Origin of the sequence: Winogradskyella litorisediminis, from assembly GCF_042675765.1 — a bacterium.
In the GTDB taxonomy this organism is placed as follows: domain Bacteria; phylum Bacteroidota; class Bacteroidia; order Flavobacteriales; family Flavobacteriaceae; genus Winogradskyella; species Winogradskyella litorisediminis.
In genome coordinates this window covers 1,056,787-1,076,401 of sequence record NZ_JBHTJL010000009.1, presented here as the reverse complement: position 1 = coordinate 1,076,401, position 19,615 = coordinate 1,056,787, and the positions used below count along the sequence as shown (strand labels likewise).

Here is a 19,615-nt window from a genome sequence, read left to right as displayed (position 1 = left end):
CTACTTTAAATAATATCGGTCTTAAAAACAACGCCACTTTCCAAAGTTCTATGAACCGGGCAACGCGAAGCTATTTCCTTTAACCTTTCTTTTTGTTTTGTGTCTAAGTTACCAACAAATTTTAACTTCTTATCGATATGATGAAGATATTTTGACGTATTTGAAGTCGGCACCATATCTTCTGCATGCTTGCGAGAGTATGAAATGTAAACAAAAACTTCTTGTAAATCCAATTTTTTTCGTTCTGCATACATCTTTAAAGTCATTGCAGTACAAGCTGCAAGAGAAGCATTTAAAAACTCGTAAGGTGAAGGACCATAATCTTTTCCGCCAATACTTGCAGGTTCATCTGCAATAAAAGTGTGATTTTTGGTTTGTATGGTTGTTGTAAAATTATCTTCGAGAATATTAAGGTGACCAACTAATTGCTCGCCATCAGTGTCTAAAATTTCATTCTCTTGTTGAGGAAAATAACGTTTTGCCCAAGTACCAATAACATCACCGGCATATCTGCTATCTTTTTCTTTTGTTAACAGATGGTCTGCATCATCCAAAGACACAAAACTTTTGGGGTGCATAGCACTTTCGTAAATAGTTTTGGCATTTTCTATTCCTACAATGCTGTCAAATGGCGCATGCATTACCAATAAAGGTTTGCGCAATCTTTTTACGATAGAAGGCAAATCTGTATCATCAAAAGCATTTACAAATTCTTGATTTATTTTAAATGGTCGTCCTCCAATATTTATTTCGACTTCTCCTTTTGCTTTCACCTCGTCTATTCCATGAGAAAAAAGATGTTTTACATGAGACACAGAAGCCGGCGCTCCTAATGTAGCTACAGCTTTTACGGTGTCTAATTTTGATGCTGCAACCAAAACTGCAGCACCACCAAGAGAATGACCAACCAATAAACTTGGTGCTTCAAAATTCTCTGACATATAACTGTGAACGTCTAATAAATCTTCAATATTTGCTGAAAAATGACTATCAGCAAATTCGCCTTCACTTCTTCCTAATCCTGTAAAATCAAATCTTAAAACTCCAAAACCATCTTCAGTGAGTGTTCTGCTAATATGACGCACTGCTATTAAACTACTACTACAAGTAAAACAGTGGGCAAAAATAGCATAGTGTTGTGGTTTTTGGTTAGCAGGAAGCTCTAAATGAGCATTAAGAACAAGTCCTTTTCTATTTGTAATTTTAAGCTTTGTAGAATTCATAACCTAATCAACAATTTCTACACCTTTCCAAAAAGCGACTTTATTTTTAATTCCTTTTGCTAGTTCTGAAACTTCAGGATAATACCAAGCAGCATCAGTGTTTTCTTTTCCATCAATAGAAATTGTGTAGTAAGACGCAGTCCCTTTCCATGGGCAAACTGTATGGGTTTCGCTAGGTTTAAAGTATTCTTTTTTAATACTTTCATGAGGAAAGTAATGATTTCGTTCTATAACTACGGTATTATCACTTTCTGCAATTACCGTATTATTCCATATAGCTTTCATAATAATTTTGGTTGGTTACTGTTATATCTAAGTCGCAATTATCTCTAATTGCTTTCTTAAAAATCAGTTTTTCTACAAGTTAGTTTATAACTCTAATTATGGCTCATAAATAATTCTTAAATTCGTCATTATATAATTTTTTATGGAAACATTAATTAAGCAATCAGAAGATTTTGTAACACAATACTTGAACGCTAATCTAGACCCAAAATTTGTCTATCATAATCTGGCGCATACACAACGAGTTGCAAAAAATGTAGAAGATTTAGCTAACGAAAGTAATGTTACCGACCAAGAAAAATCTCTTCTTATTATTGCCGCTTGGTTTCATGATACTGGTTTTACAAAAAAAATAAAAGGTCATGAAGAAGAAAGTGTAAAAATTGCGTTTGACTTTTTAAAAGACAAAGATGTATCTAATGAACAATTAGAAAAAATAGAAGCAATAATCTTAGCAACTAAGATGATACACGCCCCTAAAAATATTCTTGAAGGACTTATAAGAGATGCCGATTCTGCACACATTGCCAGTAAAAACTATGATGATTATGCTGCTCTTTTAAAAAAGGAATGGGAATTAACTTTAGACAAAAAAGTTTCAACGACTGAATGGCTTACAGAGAATATCAATTTTTTAGCAAAACATTCATTTTACTCTCCAATTGCTGGGAGTAAATGGCAAGAACGTAAAGGTAAAAACTTAGCAAAATTACTTAAACAATTATCAAAATTTGCTGAAGAAAACGATAAGCTTGGTCACAAAAAAGCAGAATTAAAATTTAAAAAAGAGAAATTAAATCTTCCTGATAGAGGTATTGAAACAATGTTTCGTGTGGCGCTTAAAAATCATATAACATTGAGTGATATTGCCGACACAAAAGCAAATATATTATTATCTGTTAATGCAATTATTATTTCTGTAGCATTGTCTAATTTATTACCAAAACTAGATAATCCGTCTAATGGTTATTTAATATTACCAACGTTAATTTTCATGGCAACCACCGTAGCCTCTATTATTCTATCGGTTATGGCAACCAGACCTAACGTTACCAAAGGAAAATTTTCTAAAGAAGATGTAGCGAATAAAAAGGTAAACCTTCTCTTTTTTGGTAATTTTCATCAAATGAAACTTGACGAATTTGAATGGGCAATGGAAGAAATGATGCAAGACCGCGATTACTTATACGGATCTCTTAAAAAAGACCTTTACTTTTTAGGATTAGTCTTAAACCGAAAATACAATTTATTGAGAACCACTTACATGGTTTTTATTGTAGGACTTGTTGTGAGTGTTGTGTCGTTTGCTGTGTCGTTTGCAATTGCTAATTAAGCATTAATTTCTTGCATTAAATCTTCGTAAGTATAGTAGTCTTTATCGTCTTCAGATTTGTGATAAAGCACACTCACACGAATAGCCTTTAAGCCTGTTACGGCTTGTAAATCTTCAAGTTCTAAAATTTCAACATCTGTGTCAAGATATTTCTTGTCTTGAAGAAATCTAACATAGCGTAAATATTCTTGCTCATCTTCTTTCTGAGAATAAACAACAGTAATTTTTCCTTTTTGTGTAATACGTTCCTCGGTTCCTTTAATAAACGCTTTGTCTACTCGTTTTTTTACAATTTCATAACGTGCATTGTAAGTGCCATCTACATCAAAATGTTTTTCATCCATTCTAAAACTAATAGATAGCGGCTGACTAAATACCAAAATCATAGAAGCTACATCTAATTTCATAGGAAATTTAGAGTTACTTTGCATTTGGTAATAGGCGTTTTCCATTTCAATCATAACTTGCATTTGCCACAAACGCAAATTGTATAAATAAACAGGATTAAAACTATCTTCTTTAGTAATCGCCTCACCAATATACATGTTATGCTCAACGCCATCTGTTTTGTAACGCTCATAATAATGAGGATACATCTTTTGTGCATCCGCTTGTTTGGAGTCTAAAAAAGCAGCCATTTCTCTGTTGACTAAAGCAATTGTATCATCGTACTTTTTTCTATGAATATAAACAGCTCCTGTTTGGTTATCGATTGAATTGAAATACAATTCAATTTCTGAATTTAATTTAGAATCTGTTTTTAAATGCTTCAACACAGGGTCAATATCTTCATCTATAAACGAAGTTACTTTTTGCTCTGTATCAACCTGGAAATTGTTTTTAACTTCCGTTAAATACTTCTCAATTTGGAACACAAACTGCTGATATATCGGTAAATTATCTAACTCTGAAGCTCTTTTGATTACACTTTTTATTTGATTAAGCTGAATTTCTAAATCCATTTTAGTAGCAAAGTTTCGGGCTTCGGATGACCCTTTTACATCAATTTGCCCGTAAAGCGGATATACGTTATCAAAAGCAATTTTTTTAAACGAAGGCTCTTCGCCTTGCAATTGTTGATTTATAAAACTTTTTGCTTCTTGAACAAAACGCCAATGTACACTTGGATGAATAGAAGTACACTCTTGCTGAATCACAGCTTGTATTTTATTAGCTTCTTCCTCTTTTGAGCGTTCTACAGCAGATACAATAAACGGCATCACATCTACCAATTTGTTGGCATTGATACTGTTAAGCTCTTGCGGATTTTTAGACACAATCTCTAAAACACCCATCAAGCCAGTTTCGTTTGCAATTGGTGCAAAAATTGCACTCTTTATACCTTGTTTATGTAAAACTGATATGTGAGGTACGTTTTTTCCTTCCGAAATTTTATAGGCAGAATCAATGTCTGAAATTGAAAAAATATCTTTTTCAATCAAAAGCTTATGGTATGACCATTCGCAAAGCGTGTCAGAACATTGTGCCGTATCAAAATCATTAAGAAGATAGCTGTTCATTCCGGCACCATAAATACGCTCAAATTTATCATCCATTGGATTGTAAAGTGAAAAACCAACTTCGATGTCTTTTATACCAAATAAAGATTGAAAAACGTCTCTAAAATCCTTAACAAAACTTTTGTTTTTTCTTTTTTCTGAACCAATTAATGTCGATTTTATGTTTGAAATCGATTGGTCATCAGTAACATCAAAAATATTAGAAATTACAAACCCGTTAAACTCATAGCTGTTTGGTGGAAATTTTTCTTTCCACATCTCAATATTTTCAAAATTATCTAAAAGCTCGTTATAATCTTTCTGTGTAATTTTTGGTGCTGAAGGCTTTGGTTTTACTTCAACAAAATCAGCATTATATAATATCTTATAGTAGCGTGTAACACCATTTTCATCTGGTATTTCGTAAAGAAACGGACGTTTAAAATTGATATCATACCCGTAACAAAAGTTTAAAATTATATTGCAAGCTATGATATAACGCTGCGATTCTGGCATGTTTAAAAGCTCAGGCTCAAAATTATTACCAGCATTTTTTATTATGGATTTAAAACGCTCTGACTTATTAAAAATAAGATTATGAAAAGGGATTGAAGCGGTCTTTATCTCATTACTTGAAAGTATGGGATTAAAAGCATCCTGAAGAATTCCAGAGATTTCTTTTTCGTATTCCTTAAAAATTTTTGTCTCTGAAAAACCGCCTCTTAAAACAGGATTGTTATTGGCAATTTTTAAAACACGTTTGGCATTTGATGCAATAAAATCATTATCATCATGAATCAATTCTTCATACTTACAAAGTAGCTTATCAAAGCTTACTTTCATAACAAATGGTGATTCTATATTTGCGTTAATATCCAAAATATTCGTATTTAATTAGTGCAAAGATAGCAATAATACTGTTGGTCGTATTTTTTTTGGATAAATTACAGCTTTAGTTTTCTGAAAACTAAGTGCTTAGTTGATTTCTTGCAAAAGTACTATATCAAAATTAGAATCTATATTTACCTTTCCATCTTTTACCTTAACAGTAAGGCCTGAGTATGCGTCATGAAGCGTTTCTATATTTTTAAAAACTGAAGAAACATCTATAGTTTTTTGGCCTTTAGGTAAGTTGATACCGGCAATAATTTTGTCATCATCCTTAACTCTTGAAAATACCAAACCGTTTTCTACAGAAATCTCATTATGATTACCTGCTCCAACCGCTGGATGATTATTCCTAAACTGTCCCAATTTTTGCCAATGTTTCAATAAAGCTTTGGTTTCAGGATTATTTTCCGCTTTATTCCAATTCATCATTGAGCGCAAATTTGCATCTCCTACAGCACCTTCAATTTGTAATTCTCTAGCAATTTCATCTCCATAATATACCTGCGATGCGCCTTGTGTTAAAAATAACATGGTTGCTGTTTTATAAGATTGCTCTCTATTTTTATCAAAAGGCTGACCATCATCATGCGAGGACATGTAATTCATCACAGAATAACCTTTAAGGTTATTATTTAAAATAGAATCATATTTTCTAAACACCTCTTTTTCTTCAATTTGCTTTACATTCCATTTTAATTCAAAATTTATAAGTGCATCAAAAGCTTTATCAAAATAGTTAACTGTTTTGTCTCCCATATTGAAGTCTTTTCCTTGAGAAATGGAATAGTTGTAAACCTCACCAACTAAATAAAATGGTGTTTGGTCTAAAGCTTTTTCTGGGCTATTTTTCTTAAATTTAGAAAAAGCATAATCACACTCTTTTCTGAATTCTTGCCATACAAATTCTTCGGTATGTTTCACTGTATCTACACGGTAACCGTCGATTCCAAAATCGGTGATGTAATCTGTCAACCATTTCATGATATAGAAACGCGGCGCTCTTGGATGACCAGTACGCTTAAAGAATTCGTCTAGTTCCTTGACCTCTTCTTCGTATCTGCCTTCAGCTTTCCATTTGTTTACTAATTGCGCTGGTAATTCTACGTTTTGATTGCTTTCAGTCTTAATATCTGGAAGATTTTTTACCAAGGTGCAAGTTATGGTGTTTTCGTAATTAGTGTATTGGCATTGTGGTTCTGTTCGAACCCAATCGCTTGGCCAAACTGGGTCTTTTTCTGTGACTGGACCTGTGTGATTAATAACCGCATCTAATAATACACGAATGCCTTTTTCGTGTGCTGCATCAACTAAATTTTTTAAATCTTCTCGCGTTCCTAAATTAGCATCAATTGCTGTCCAATCTTTTGTCCAATACCCATGAAATCCATAACTTTTACCTGTGCCTTCGTCTGTACTGCCGTGGATTTGCTCTACAACTGGCGTCATCCAAATGGCATTAATCCCTAAATCTAAAAAATAACCTTCGTTGATTTTTTGAGTAAGACCTTTTAAATCGCCTCCTTTAAAACCCCTTAGCACGGCAGCATCATCTTGTCTGCCATACATTAAGTCATTTGTTTTATCAGCATTTTTAAAACGGTCTGTTAATAAAAAATAGACGTTTGCAGCTTCCCAAGGAAAAATAGTATCGGGGATTTTAATTTCTGCCTTATCATTTTTAATTGTATTACTTTCGTTTTTACAACTAAATATGGAAAGAGAAATAATAAAGATTAGAGTGATTTTTTTCATTGGATTTATTAAAAAGTCTTCTCAGCTGTCGCTCGAGGGTGAAATAATGTTGAAAAATTAAAGCTACTGCTTAATTAAAATTTTAAAATCCCAGGCTTGTATGGAAACAGCATCATCGTTCGCTTCATTTTTTTTGTCTGCCAAGTAATCTATATAAGTGCCGTTTGGGATTAGAACCTTATTACTTTCCTCTGAAAAATTACCAACAAATAAAATGGTATTTCCATCTTTTGAACGCTCAAACATTAAAATGTCTTTTTCAGATTCTAATGGTGTGTAAGATGCTGGATTTTTACCACCATTTAATGCAGGGTTTGTATTTTTCAGCTTTCCTAACTTCTCGAGAATTTCAAAGGTTCTACCTTTATTATGCGAAATAGAATCTTTCTCAAAAAACTTTAAACGGTGTGATAAATCATATTCTTGTCCTGAGTAAATTAAAGGCATACCTTTCATTGTAAAAGTTAAGGCTGTCATTAATTCGGCAGCATCTCCCATACGTTCTTTTATGGTGCCATTCCAAGAGTTTTCATCATGATTGGTAACAAAATTCATAAGAATATCATCAGCTTCGTAGTCTTTTGAAATCTTTTCTAAATATGCGTTATAATCTTCTAAAGATTTTTCACCTTTTGCTAAAGCATTCATTAAGTGATGTCCGTCCCACGCGTATGCCATATCAAACAAATCGCCCTTTAATAACTCCGGCTCCCAAGCTTCAGCCAACATAAAAATATCTTTTTGAGCACGCAATGCAGGTACAGCCTGCTGCCAGAAATCTAATGGTACAGAACCTGCAACATCGCAGCGAAAACCATCAACACCTTCTTCTGTAATCCAATAGCTCATATCCTCAATCATTTCGTTACGCATCTCTTGGTTGTCGTAGTTTAAATCTGCTACATCAGTCCAATCAGTACCTTCTGGATGAATGACTTCACCTTTATCATTTTGTGTGTAATATTCTGGATTGGTTTTTAACCACTCGTGATCCCAACCTGTGTGGTTTGGTACCCAATCTAAAATGACATAAATTCCATTATCGTGTGCTGTTTTAACAAGTGTTCTAAAATCGTCTTTGGTTCCAAACTCAGGATTAATTTTTGTAAAATCTGTTACTGCATAATAGCTCCCCAGATATTTAGCTTGTTCTTCTTCAGGAAATTCTGAGGCAAACTTGCTATCCGCGCCGCCAGTAGCTTTTCTTTTAGTTTCAGAAATTGGAAAAACAGGCATCAACCAAATTACTTTTACACCTAATTGTTTTAGTTGCGGAATATCTTTTGTAAACTCAGTAAAAGTACCTTCTGCAGAATATTGACGAATGTTCGCCTCATATATTACTGCTGTTTCCATAACGTCGTTAGACATTGGTGCTAGCACATTTCCTTCAGGTATTACCGTTACTGTTTCGGTTTCTTTATTCTCGTTTTTACAAGCAACAAAAGCTATAAAAACTGCAAAAATTAAAATGATTTTTTTCATGAGGTTATTAATTTTAAAATTTTATAAGTATGTCTTTTTCTTCGGAAGTATTCCATGAAACAGTTAATGTCAATGTTTTATTTTTTGAATTGTAAGAAGTATCTACTTTTTTTCCATCGACTTTTACTCTTCTTGGTTCTTTTTCTATATTATGAATTGTGAGCTCGATTATTTTTGTGTTTGAAAAATAATTAGCTGCTATTTGAGCATTTAATTTTAATTTAAGTTCGTTTTCTTTTGATTTGGATTCAAACTTTAAAATCTCAAATTCTCTTTTAGCAATTGCATTTAAAGTTTTGCCGTCGTCAAAATAAAACTCACGTTGAGATTTTAAAATACTTTCATCGTGGTAATATTGAAGCTGTAAATACTTTGCATCAAACTCCTTAGTTGTTTGCATCGTTTTTGCCAACGGAATAAATGCGCCTGCTCTTACAAACGTTGGAATATAAGCTGGATGCGTTTTAATGTTTTTATACTGTCCACCATCAAAACTCTCATCTGTTTCTATATTGAACCATTTTGAATTTTTAGGAAAATAAACCCTTTTTGTTTCGACAGTATCTTTTAAAATTGGAGCTACCAAAATATCGTCGCCCCATAAATACGTTTCGGAATATGTTTTTAATTCTGGGGAATCATCTTCAAAAAACAATGGGCGCATTAATGGTTTTCCTTGCGTATGATTTTGGTACATCATATTATAATTATATGGTAACATGCGGTATCTCATTTCGATTGCAAAAGATGCTAATCGTTTTGCTTTTTCACTTCTGTAAATCGGTTCGCTTGGTACATCTTCTTGCGCATGCGGTCTAAAAATGGGTTGAAAAACACCATATTGTAGCCAGCGCGCATACAAATTATCGTCTAAATTTGCACCTGCAAATCCGCCTAAATCACTATGCATAAATGCTAAACCTTGCATACCCATTTGTAGGGCGATTTCTGGCTGACTTTGTAGTCCGCCCCAAGTTCGGTTAACATCGCCAGACCATGGCACCATACCATATTTTTGAGAACCAGAATAACCAGCGCGCATTAAAATGAACGGACGCTTATTTGGGTTGGCATCTAGGCTTGCCTCTTGTATCAATTTTGCCCAATCGTGGCCATAAATGTTATGAACCTCTTGTGCCGAACCTGTTGTATGTTGTACCCAATGCGGGTGCACTTCAGGCTCACCCAAATCACCCCAAAAACCGGTTACACCAAGTTCTGCTAAATCTTTATAAATATTAGAAAACCACTGCTTTCCCTCTGGTTTATAAATGTCAATAATTCCCGTATTTCCAAAATAGAAATCGTAAGTCGCAGGTTTGCCTATAGAATCTGCTAAAATGTTTTTTTCAACAGCTTCATCCCAACGGTTAGATGTGGTTAAAATAAAAGGTTCGGTTATTAATATGGTTTCTATATTTTTTTCCTTTAGATTTTTTATCATCTTTTTTGGATTTGGAAACGAATCTTTAAGAAATTCTAGATTTCCCATAGTGCCTTGAATTTCTTTACCGAACCAATACAAATCGAGGATTATCGCATCTACAGGAATTTCTTCTTCTTCAAATTTAGCAATCGTTGCTTCAACTTCATGCTGTGAGTGATATCCAAATCTGCTTGAAAAATTACCCAAAGCCCATCGCGGTAACATGGGTTGTTTTCCTGTTAAATCTGTATAGTTATCTATGATGTCGTACCAGGAATTTCCTGAAATGATTTGATAGGTTTTTCTGCCTGAGATGGTTTCGTAAGTCAGTGTGTTATCATTTTTGCTATCTAAATCTAAGTAACCGATTGGCGCATTATCAAAATGAATCATGTATTTGTTTGATGACAAAACAATTGGCATCGTAAAGTTCATCAATTCGCTTCTGGTTTCGTAACCATAATGTGCACGGTTAAATAATGGTAAGCGATTACCACGACGATTCATGCCTAAAGCACGTGCGCCACCACCATATAAAACTTCGTCTGAATTGAGATTGAATTCTATTTTTTCAGTTTCATCTGCAATAATGTTGCCTTTAACCATTTCCATGGGTTGGTGAGCACTTTTATAATAGCCGCGTTTTTCAGAAATGATTTCTTTGTCGTTGTAGAAATATTTTATTTGAAATGGTTCGGTAGTGACTGAAACGGAAACACCATTTGTTGAAAATGATATAACATTTCCCTCATATTTATACTTGGCTTCAATTCTGTTTAATTCATTATTGACCGCATGAGATTTCGGTTTGTAGTCTTCACCTAAAGGAATAAAAGTAGTTTCAACTATAGCTTCAGAATAGAATAGAAACTGATATTCGCCATCATTTGTCACTACAGAAAAGATGTCGTTTTCTTCGCTGTGCGATTGGTAAATGCGGTTTGGATTTTGAGTAAAACCAAGTTGGAAACAGATTAGACTTAAGAGAATTAAATATGATTTTTTCATAATATTGATGAAATGCTGAATCTAGTTCAACATGACATAGAATTTTAATTATTTACCTAACAAAAAGATTAATGGTGTATCTAAACGTTTGTTCCAAGACTTTTCTGAATGGTCAGCACCTTCAAAAAATAGATTTTTATAATCTAAATCCGAATACCCTTTAGCTTTAAAAACAGCATCAACTCTTTTTGCAAATTTTGGATAATATTGGTCTAGGGTTTTATCTCCATAATCAAAATAAAATTTTTGGGTTCCTGACTTTTCAAGATTGTCTTCCATATATTTAAAAATAGCTGTTTCGTGTGGGTTATTTGGACTTGGAATAGCGCCTGGCCAATGCGTTGAAAAACAAGCTGCACCACCAAAAACATCAGGATATTCTATGGCCGCATACATAGACATTAAACCACCCATACTTGAGCCAGCAACAAACGTATTAGCTTTGTCTGCTGCGGTTGAAAACTGTTTATCAATGATTGGCTTTAATTCTTTAACCATAAATTTTAGATAGTCATCGCCCTTTAGATCAATGTTATAATTCACTTTTTTGGCCTCAGCGATTAAAGAATCTCTGACCTTATCTGGCATGTATTCTGTTAAAGCCTTTTCAGGATACAAATCTTGCCATCTTATTTTTGGAATGTTATGAATACCAACAACAATAAAATCTTTGATTTTTCCTTCTGCTACTAATGAGGTTGCCCATTCGTCAATCATCCATTCTTGTTTGTTCCATGTGGTTGTGCCATCAAATAAATTCTGACCATCGTGCATGTATAAAACGACATATTTTTTAGAATCTGAATAATTTTCTGGTAACCAAACATCAACCGGTCTTGGTGTAATATATTCTGAAGGAAATGCATCTACTCGTAATTGTGTTCCGCTGGCGAGAACTGCCTTTTCAAGTGTTTTGAATTCTACTTTTTCTTGAGCAGTCAAGCTTATGCTTCCTAAAATGGTTAGAACAACTAATAAATATTTCATGTTTTAATCGAGTTTTGTTGTCAATAAGCTAACGCCTTTTGATTTTAATTCAATCACATCAACCCATTTTTGAGTTTTTCCTGTAATTATATTTTTTAAGGTTTTTCCTCTTAAACCAATTTCAGATTGATAGTTCAAATCAATTGTTATTGGTTTTTCATTTTTATTCAGAATTAAAACTACGGTTTCATCACCAAATGTTCGGTATAAAAAATAAGTACCAACAAATGGAGCAAAGTGCACAGTTTTTCCTTCATGTATGGCTTTACTGTTTTTACGATAATTAAACAATTTAGTTACAAATTGCTGCACGTCTTTTTGCTCTTCAGATAAACCATCGCCAGTAAATGCATTTACTGAATCTTCTTGCCAACCACCAGGAAAATCGGTGCGTATTAATCCGTGATCGCCTGGTTTTTTAAAATCATTCATTAGTATTTCTGTACCGTAATACATTTGCACAATTCGAGGTAGTGTCGCGTATGTTGCCAAAGCCATTTTTGTGTCTTCAACATCGCCATCCATTTGAGTAAATATGCGACTCATATCATGGTTGTCTGGAAACACCATAATATCTTTTGGGCTCGCGTAATGAAAATCATTAGCCAAGCCTTCGTAAATTTTAACCAAACCTTTGTCCCAAGATTCGTCTTCTTTAATACCTGCTACAACTTTTTGCTGCATGGCAAAATCCATAGTAGATTTTAAGTTTGAATCGTAACCATCTTTATTTTTTGCACCTTTTTGCCAATAGCCAATAAGCAACGGATTGTAACTCCACTCTTCGCCAACAATTGAAAAATTAGGATATTCCGTCATAATCGCGCCAGCCCAATTACTCATAAATTCTTTATCAGGATACGGATATGTGTCTTGACGAATTCCACCTAATTGCGCAGTTTCTATCCACCAAATACTATTTTGTATGATGTATTTTGCCATATACGGATTACGCTGATTTAAGTCGGGCATTGTGGCAACAAACCAACCTTCATTATTGCCTTTTCTATCTGCTTTAGAAGCATAAATATCTTGATTTGTGGTGCGTCTATGGTTTGAATTTATGGTATAAGAATTGTTCCAATTATTTTTATTGTCTTCAAAGTTTTTTTGAAGGTTTACCCAATCCGTAAATGGTAAATCTTTCATCCACCAATGCTCTAATCCGCAATGATTTGCCACTTGGTCCATAATGAGCTTCATACCATTTTCTTGAAGCTTTTGCGATAAATTTTGGTATTCGTTTAGAGTTCCAAATCGTGGGTCAATTTGGTATAAATTAGTGATTGCATAACCATGGTAAGAGCCTCGTTGCATGTCATTAGTTAACATTGGCTGAGGCCAAATAGCTGTAAAACCTAAGTTTTTTATGTAATCTACATGTTCAATAATGCCTGAAATATCTCCACCATGACGTGCGTAATCGTCGTTTCTATCAATGGTACGTTCTAACAATTCGGGTTGGCCTTCAATGCCTAACGGCGAATCGTTTTCGATATTTCCGTTAGCAAAACGGTCTGGTGTAATCAGATAGATGGCGTCACTACTATTAAAACCAACATAATCTTCAGCTGGTTTTTGTCGTTCTTTTAGCTCGTAGGTTGCTATGAGTGTTTCAGCATTTTCTTTTTCAAATTTTATATTGAATTTACCAGATATTGCTTTTGAAATATCTAAGTCAATAAATAAATAGTTATTGCTATTATTACCTTTTGAAACCTTTTGAATTGAAATTTCTGAAGCTTCAACCTTTGGAGAATAGTCAGAAATATTTTCATGTTTTACCAACAACTGAAGGCTATCACTTTTAAAGCCAATCCACCAATTAGGTGGTTCAAAACGCTCGATATCATTTTGAAGCACCAACTGCATTTGATTCTTTTCTTTCGTGGTCTTTTCAGAATCTTGACAAGCCGTCAAAAAACAACACAAAGCAATAAGAATACTAATAATTGCGAAATGATATCTTTTCATAAAACTCAAAAATTAAAAAAGCCTCACAAATATTTTGTAAGGCTTTATTTTGCTATACAGTAACTAAAGTATTTGCCGATAAAACTACCGACTTTCCGTTGACCAAAATTTCTAAATCTTTATCGCCTTCTAACTCAAAATGCGTATGACCTTGACAAGCATTTACTTTTAAAATTTGATTTCTGAAATTCACTTTAAACGAAAATGCTTCCCATTGTTTTGGGATTTTTGGTTCAAACGACAGTGTATTATTAACTACACGCATTCCGCCAAAACCTTCTACGATACTCATCCAAGTACCAGCCATTGAGGTAATGTGTAAGCCTTCTTCCACTTCGTGATTATAGTCATCCAAATCTAAACGCGACGTTCTTAGATAAAACTCATATGCTTGGTCCATTCGACCTAATTTGGCCGCTTGAATACTGTGTACACAAGGTGATAATGAACTTTCGTGAACTGTAAATGGCTCGTAAAAATCGAAATGACGCTCTAATTCTTCAGTAGAAAAATGATCTTCAAAAAAGTAAAATCCTTGTAGCGTATCTGCTTGTTTAATATATGGTGAACGCAGAATTTTATCCCACGACCATTTTTGATTAATTGGTCTTTCAGACTTTGGTAAATCTGCTACTGTTATTAATTCTTTATCTAAGAAACCATCTTGCTGAAGATACACCTTGTGCTTTTCGTCAAACGGAAAATACATGTTATCTGCAACCGCTTTCCATTGAGACAATTCGTCTTTAGAAAGCTTCACTTTTTCCATGATACGGTTGTAATCTGAAACATATTCAGACTTTACTTTATCAATATTTTCTAAGGCATAATCGATACACCATTTGGCAATATAGTTGGTGTACCAATTGTTATTGATATTATTTTCGTATTCATTTGGTCCTGTTACACCGAGTATAACGTACTTGTTTTTTGCTGTAGAAAAGTTGGCACGTTGTTTCCAAAAACGGGCAATTCCGATAAGTACTTCTAAGCCTTTTTCTGGTACGTAACTGTAATCTCCTGTATATCTGTAATAATTAAAAATTGCAAATGCAATGGCACCATTTCTATGAATCTCTTCAAAGGTTATTTCCCATTCGTTGTGACATTCTTCACCATTCATGGTTACCATTGGGTACAATGCCGCACCATTTGAAAACCCTAATTTTTTGGCATTTTTTATAGCTTTCTCGAGATGATTGTATCTGTATTCTAATAGGCTTTTGGCAACGTTTTGGTCTTTGGTTGCCATGTAAAACGGAATGCAATAGGCTTCTGTATCCCAATAAGTGCTTCCGCCATATTTTTCGCCTGTGAACCCTTTTGGGCCAATATTTAATCTAGCGTCTTTTCCTAAATAGGTTTGATTTAATTGAAATATATTAAAACGAATACCTTGTTGTGCTGCAACATCACCATCTATGGTAATATCGCTCATGTTCCATATGTTTGCCCAAGCTTGTTTTTGTTGTTCTAATAACCCGTTAAAACCAATTGCAGAGACTTTATCTAATGTGGCCTTTGCAACGTCTACTAATTTGTTTCTGTCGTGATTTCTATCTGAATTATAACCACCATATTTAGTAATAGTATACGTTTCATTTTTTGCAACGTCATTAACATAAGCAAAAGAAATCATGTCTTTGTAAGCATCGACCATTGGCTCTTTTTCAACTGTTTTACCGTCGATTGCTAATTCGTTTTTCATGTATGTACAGACGTAAAAATCTGTTTTCATAGTTCGTGATACGATATACGCTTGGTCTTCTTTAAAGTCAACACTTACTACATCCCAAAACTTATCGTCCCAGTTAGAGTCTTCATTAGTAATGCCATTATCTAAAAATGGTGCGTATTTAATGTTAGCATCTGAATTTAAAGGTGTGATATTATATTCTATCGCTCCGACTTCGTCAATATCTAAACTTAAAAAACGTTTGGTTTCAACTTTTACAGTAACATCATTTTGAAGCGTTGCTGTAAAACTTCGAGATAACCAACCTTCTTTCATGTTGAGTTCTCTACGGAAGTTTTCAATGTTCTTGCAAGTTGCCAAATCCAATCGTTCGTCATTGATATGTACGTTTATACCAATCCAATTTGGTGCATTTAGTACCTTTGCAAAATATTCTGGATAGCCGTTTTTCCACCATCCAACTCGAGTTTTATCTGGGTAATATACACCTGCAACATAACTTCCTTGAAAGGTTGCACCTGAGTAGTGTTCTTCAAAATTGGCACGCTGTCCCATTTGTCCATTTCCAAGACTCATCAAACTTTCCGATGATTTTACTCGGCTTGCATCCCAACCTTCTTCAATGATGGACCACGGATTTGCTTTTATATAATTGTTATTCATTTTAATAAGATCTTAAATGATAGTTTTAAAATCGCATCACTTTTAGATACGAGTATTAGCTATCATATTTTATCAGTTATTCTTTTTTATTTGTTCTGAAATTATCTGACCTAAAAATTCATTAGATATTTCAGTAAAATCTTTAAATACATAGTCTGCTTCGTGCAGAACCTCTTCTTCTCCGATACCAATGGAAATCATGTTTGCCGCATTTGCTGCTTGTACTCCAGCTACTGAATCTTCAAAAACAATGCAATCTTCTGGCTGCTTATTTAATAGTTTTGCGCCAATAAGAAACACTTCTGGGTCTGGCTTTGCTTTTGATACATCATTACCATCTACTATGGCGTGAAAATGACTTATCAGATTAACTTTTTCTAAAATTGGTCGTGCATTTTTACTTGCAGAACCAAGGGAAATCGCTTGATGCTCTTCAGCTAAAAAGTTAAGAACCCGTTCTACATCTGGAAGAATTTCTGAAGCATCCATCTCGTTAATGTAGCCTAAATATTCTTCATTTTTTTTTGCCATTAATGATGTAAACTCCTCTTCTGGAATGGATTTGTTTCCCCATTCTAATATTTTTTCTAGAGAACGCACACGGCTAACGCCTTTAAGTTGTTCGTTTTCTTTGTGCGTAAAATCTATACCTAACCCGTTGGCTAATTTTCGCCATGCAAGGAAATGGTATTTTGCGGTATCTACGATGACACCATCAAGGTCGAATATGAATCCTTTTTTATTCATTTTTAAGCTTCTGAAGGCTGATACGATATCGCCGACTTGTTTGTAATTAATAAATTTGAAATGCCAGCAATAAGTAGACTAATTCCTGCAATTGTCATAGCATTAATAGCTTCTTCTCCTAATAAACCTGAAACAAAATTTACACCACCTAAAGCAGCAATAATTTGTGGAATTACAATAAACATATTGAATAAACCCATAAACATTCCCATTTTTTTCTCGTCTACAGAACTTGACAACATAGCATAAGGCATAGAAAGAATGCTTCCCCAAGAAATTCCGATTAATATAAAACAGTATTTAAGTTGTTCTGGCGAAACATATTTCATCATTAAAAAGCCAACACCACCGATTGCAAGTGCTATCATGTGCGTATACTTTCGGTTCAATCTACGTTTTGAAGTGTATACTACTAATATTAATGCAAATGCCATTGAAGACAATCCGTAAACTCCCATTGCAGAACCAACCAAATTTGAAGATTTTTGAAATGCTGTATTTTGAATATCAAATGCCTCTTTATCGGTTTGGACTTCCATATTAAAATCTGCTTCAACTGGAGCAGGTGTTTTAAAAACATGTTCGGTTAATGCTGGATTTGCCAAACTCCACATTGTAAAAAAGGCAAACCAACTAAAGAATTGAATAACGCCCAATTTTTTCATGGTCATTGGCATATTACCAATATTTTCAACAATATCAGAAATAAATCGGCTTTTTTGTTTTTTCTCTTCTTCAAAGGCTTCCATGTCTTCTGGAGGATATTCTGAAGTTGTAAAAACCGTATAAAGAATACTAATTAAAAATACAAAAGCGCCAATGGCAAAAGCAACTTTTACGGAATTTGGAACAACGCCTAATGCTGCTGAGTCACTGACTCCTAATTGAGAAACCAACCAAGGTAAATTACTTGCTACCCAAGTACCAATACCAATAATCAATGTTTGGACTACAAATCCATAAGTACGCTGTGACTCATTTAATTTATCGGCTACCAATGCTCTAAATGGCTCCATTGACACATTTATAGATGCGTCTAAAATCCAAAGAAAACCAGCTGCCATCCAAAGTGCAGGTGAATAGGGTACAAAAAATAAAGCTAACGAACTAAGTATAGCTCCAATTAAAAAATAAGGTCTTCTTCTGCCCCATTTGTTGCTCCATGTACGGTCGCTTAAATAACCAATAATTGGCTGTACAATTAGACCTGTTAAAGGTGCTGCAATCCACAATAATGGAATATCATCCTTTGCTGCGCCAAGCGTTTGAAATATTCGAGACATGAAGCCGCCTTGAAGGGCAAAGCCAAATTGAATTCCTAAGAAACCGAAACTCATGTTCCAAATTTCCCAGAAACCTAGCATACGCTTTTTCATTATAGTATGTATTAGATTACTACTATTCTGATAAGCTTATCTTATCAAAACTATTTTCGGGTGAGAAGTGAAAATAAGTGTTTGATTTGCTACAAATGTAACAAAGAATATGATACAGCCAAATAAATTAACACTACTTCGTTGATTCGCGCTCAATCAATTCGGACGCTATAATTTGTGTTTGGTAGGTTTCATCTTCTTCGGCGCTTTCTAATTTATCAATTAATAATCCAGCTGCTTTTTCGCCCATTAATTGTGCATGTTGACTTACTGTAGATAAGCTTGGCGTGGAGTGTTTAGACAATACTCCATCAGTGAACCCAATAACCTGTAAGTTATCTGGTACCTTATAGCCAAGTCTTTGTGCCACACGCATTGCGGTTAATGCATAAAGCTCATTAACAGCAAAAATGCCATCTATTTTTTTATTTGATTTGAATAAATTTTCAATTTCTTTAACTAAAGCCTCCAAGTTTACTTCGTAATCAATATTGTCGTCAAGCTTCAGGATAAGTTCAGATTTTAAATCTAGATGATGATTTTTAAGAGCTTCAATATAACCTTGAGTTCTCAATCTACCTACGCTTACGTAGTCTTTAGTTGTAATTAACGCTATTTTTTTACAGCCGTTTTCTATTAGTTTTTCGACAGCATTTTTAGCCCCTTCAAAATCATCAACAATTACTTTATCGCAATTGATTTCGTTTACAACCCTATCAAACATTACAATGGGCATACCTTGATTAATAGTTTCGTTGAAATGATGGTAATCTTGTAGTTGTAGTGTTTCTTTTGAGAGAGAAATAATAAAGCCATCTATACTGCCATTTGCAAGCATTTCCATATTAATCACTTCTTTAGAAAATGACTCATTAGATAAGCCAATAATTACATTATAGCCTCTTTGGTTTGCTACCAACTCCACACCCCGAATTACTTTTGAAAAGAAATGGTGTACGATTTCAGGAATGATAATACCAATAGTATTGGTTTTTCTGTTTTTAAGACTTAAGGCAATATTATTAGGTTTATAGTTATACAACTTTGCAAAAGCTTGTACTTTTTGCTTTGTATCCTCACTAATTTCGACACTATTTCTCAAAGCTTTAGAAACAGTTGAAATAGAAACATCTAATTCTTTTGCTATTTGTTTTAAGGTTACTTTTCTTTTCATAGGTTTTATTTATTTCACTAAAATACTTCAATTTTTATTTTTGTATGAATCATTTGAAAATGCAAACCTGATAATTAATTGTCTTTTTGATTAAGA

At 33.9% G+C, this 19,615-nt stretch carries 13 protein-coding genes; 1 reads left to right on the top strand and 12 read right to left on the bottom strand.

Annotated features, from left to right (window positions below; translation table 11 throughout):
* Positions 1-5 precede the first annotated feature (5 nt).
* Positions 6-1,223 (bottom strand): bifunctional alpha/beta hydrolase/OsmC family protein, encoded by a 1,218-nt coding sequence (locus tag ACFQ1Q_RS07115; RefSeq protein ID WP_386129386.1) that lies wholly within the window; start codon positions 1,221-1,223, stop codon positions 6-8.
* A gap of 3 nt (positions 1,224-1,226) precedes the next feature.
* The gene (locus tag ACFQ1Q_RS07110) at positions 1,227-1,508 is read right to left on the bottom strand and encodes a DUF427 domain-containing protein (RefSeq protein ID WP_386129384.1); all 282 of its coding nucleotides are present in this window, start codon (positions 1,506-1,508) and stop codon (positions 1,227-1,229) included.
* A gap of 142 nt (positions 1,509-1,650) precedes the next feature.
* Here ACFQ1Q_RS07110 and ACFQ1Q_RS07105 point away from each other — a divergent pair, with 142 nt between their 5' ends.
* Entirely contained in the window at positions 1,651-2,841 is a 1,191-nt protein-coding gene (locus ACFQ1Q_RS07105) for a Pycsar system effector family protein (RefSeq protein ID WP_386129382.1), read from the top strand.
* Here ACFQ1Q_RS07105 and ACFQ1Q_RS07100 read toward each other — a convergent pair.
* The 10 genes from ACFQ1Q_RS07100 to ACFQ1Q_RS07055 all read right to left on the bottom strand — a co-directional run bounded on the left by ACFQ1Q_RS07100 (position 2,838) and on the right by ACFQ1Q_RS07055 (position 19,519).
* Positions 2,838-5,183 (bottom strand): GAF domain-containing protein, encoded by a 2,346-nt coding sequence (locus ACFQ1Q_RS07100; protein WP_386129380.1) that lies wholly within the window; start codon positions 5,181-5,183, stop codon positions 2,838-2,840. The two genes, ACFQ1Q_RS07105 and ACFQ1Q_RS07100, sit on opposite strands and share 4 nt — an antisense overlap.
* A gap of 132 nt (positions 5,184-5,315) precedes the next feature.
* Positions 5,316-6,983 carry an alpha-amylase family glycosyl hydrolase gene (locus tag ACFQ1Q_RS07095; RefSeq protein WP_386129378.1) on the bottom strand — a complete coding sequence of 556 codons (1,668 nt, stop codon included), beginning with the start codon at positions 6,981-6,983 and terminating at the stop codon, positions 5,316-5,318.
* 63 nt (positions 6,984-7,046) lie between these two features.
* Positions 7,047-8,468, bottom strand: coding sequence for an alpha-amylase family glycosyl hydrolase (locus ACFQ1Q_RS07090; RefSeq protein WP_386129376.1), 1,422 nt, complete (start codon positions 8,466-8,468; stop codon positions 7,047-7,049).
* A gap of 13 nt (positions 8,469-8,481) precedes the next feature.
* Positions 8,482-10,902, bottom strand: a complete 2,421-nt coding sequence (locus ACFQ1Q_RS07085; RefSeq protein WP_386129374.1) for a TIM-barrel domain-containing protein — start codon at positions 10,900-10,902, stop codon at positions 8,482-8,484.
* Positions 10,903-10,950: 48 nt separating this feature from the next.
* The gene (locus ACFQ1Q_RS07080; RefSeq protein WP_386129372.1) at positions 10,951-11,889 is read right to left on the bottom strand and encodes an alpha/beta hydrolase; all 939 of its coding nucleotides are present in this window, start codon (positions 11,887-11,889) and stop codon (positions 10,951-10,953) included.
* Positions 11,890-11,892: 3 nt separating this feature from the next.
* Complete coding sequence (locus ACFQ1Q_RS07075; RefSeq protein ID WP_386129370.1) at positions 11,893-13,863, bottom strand: glycoside hydrolase family 13 protein; 1,971 nt, start codon at positions 13,861-13,863, stop codon at positions 11,893-11,895.
* A gap of 52 nt (positions 13,864-13,915) precedes the next feature.
* Positions 13,916-16,222, bottom strand: a complete 2,307-nt coding sequence (locus ACFQ1Q_RS07070; protein WP_386129368.1) for a glycoside hydrolase family 65 protein — start codon at positions 16,220-16,222, stop codon at positions 13,916-13,918.
* A gap of 72 nt (positions 16,223-16,294) precedes the next feature.
* Positions 16,295-16,969, bottom strand: coding sequence for a beta-phosphoglucomutase (gene pgmB, locus ACFQ1Q_RS07065; RefSeq protein ID WP_386129366.1), 675 nt, complete (start codon positions 16,967-16,969; stop codon positions 16,295-16,297).
* Positions 16,970-16,971: 2 nt separating this feature from the next.
* The gene (locus tag ACFQ1Q_RS07060) at positions 16,972-18,345 is read right to left on the bottom strand and encodes an MFS transporter (RefSeq protein WP_386129364.1); all 1,374 of its coding nucleotides are present in this window, start codon (positions 18,343-18,345) and stop codon (positions 16,972-16,974) included.
* A 133-nt stretch (positions 18,346-18,478) separates the two neighbouring features.
* A complete protein-coding gene (locus ACFQ1Q_RS07055; RefSeq protein WP_386129362.1) occupies positions 18,479-19,519 on the bottom strand; it encodes a LacI family DNA-binding transcriptional regulator in 1,041 nt (346 codons plus the stop codon).
* Positions 19,520-19,615 lie beyond the last annotated feature (96 nt).

Bases quoted from the DNA above. Each gene is read 5' to 3' on its own strand.
- ACFQ1Q_RS07070 (WP_386129368.1), bottom strand. From the start codon at position 16,222: ATGAATAACAATTATATAAAAGCAAATCCGTGGTCCATCATTGAAGAA.
- ACFQ1Q_RS07105 (WP_386129382.1), top strand. From the start codon at position 1,651: ATGGAAACATTAATTAAGCAATCAGAAGATTTTGTAACACAATACTTG.
- ACFQ1Q_RS07095 (WP_386129378.1), bottom strand. From the start codon at position 6,983: ATGAAAAAAATCACTCTAATCTTTATTATTTCTCTTTCCATATTTAGT.
- ACFQ1Q_RS07060 (WP_386129364.1), bottom strand. From the start codon at position 18,345: ATGAAAAAGCGTATGCTAGGTTTCTGGGAAATTTGGAACATGAGTTTC.
- ACFQ1Q_RS07090 (WP_386129376.1), bottom strand. From the start codon at position 8,468: ATGAAAAAAATCATTTTAATTTTTGCAGTTTTTATAGCTTTTGTTGCT.
- ACFQ1Q_RS07085 (WP_386129374.1), bottom strand. From the start codon at position 10,902: ATGAAAAAATCATATTTAATTCTCTTAAGTCTAATCTGTTTCCAACTT.
- ACFQ1Q_RS07055 (WP_386129362.1), bottom strand. From the start codon at position 19,519: ATGAAAAGAAAAGTAACCTTAAAACAAATAGCAAAAGAATTAGATGTT.
- pgmB (WP_386129366.1), bottom strand. From the start codon at position 16,969: ATGAATAAAAAAGGATTCATATTCGACCTTGATGGTGTCATCGTAGAT.
- ACFQ1Q_RS07075 (WP_386129370.1), bottom strand. From the start codon at position 13,863: ATGAAAAGATATCATTTCGCAATTATTAGTATTCTTATTGCTTTGTGT.
- ACFQ1Q_RS07080 (WP_386129372.1), bottom strand. From the start codon at position 11,889: ATGAAATATTTATTAGTTGTTCTAACCATTTTAGGAAGCATAAGCTTG.
- ACFQ1Q_RS07110 (WP_386129384.1), bottom strand. From the start codon at position 1,508: ATGAAAGCTATATGGAATAATACGGTAATTGCAGAAAGTGATAATACC.
- ACFQ1Q_RS07115 (WP_386129386.1), bottom strand. From the start codon at position 1,223: ATGAATTCTACAAAGCTTAAAATTACAAATAGAAAAGGACTTGTTCTT.
- ACFQ1Q_RS07100 (WP_386129380.1), bottom strand. From the start codon at position 5,183: ATGAAAGTAAGCTTTGATAAGCTACTTTGTAAGTATGAAGAATTGATT.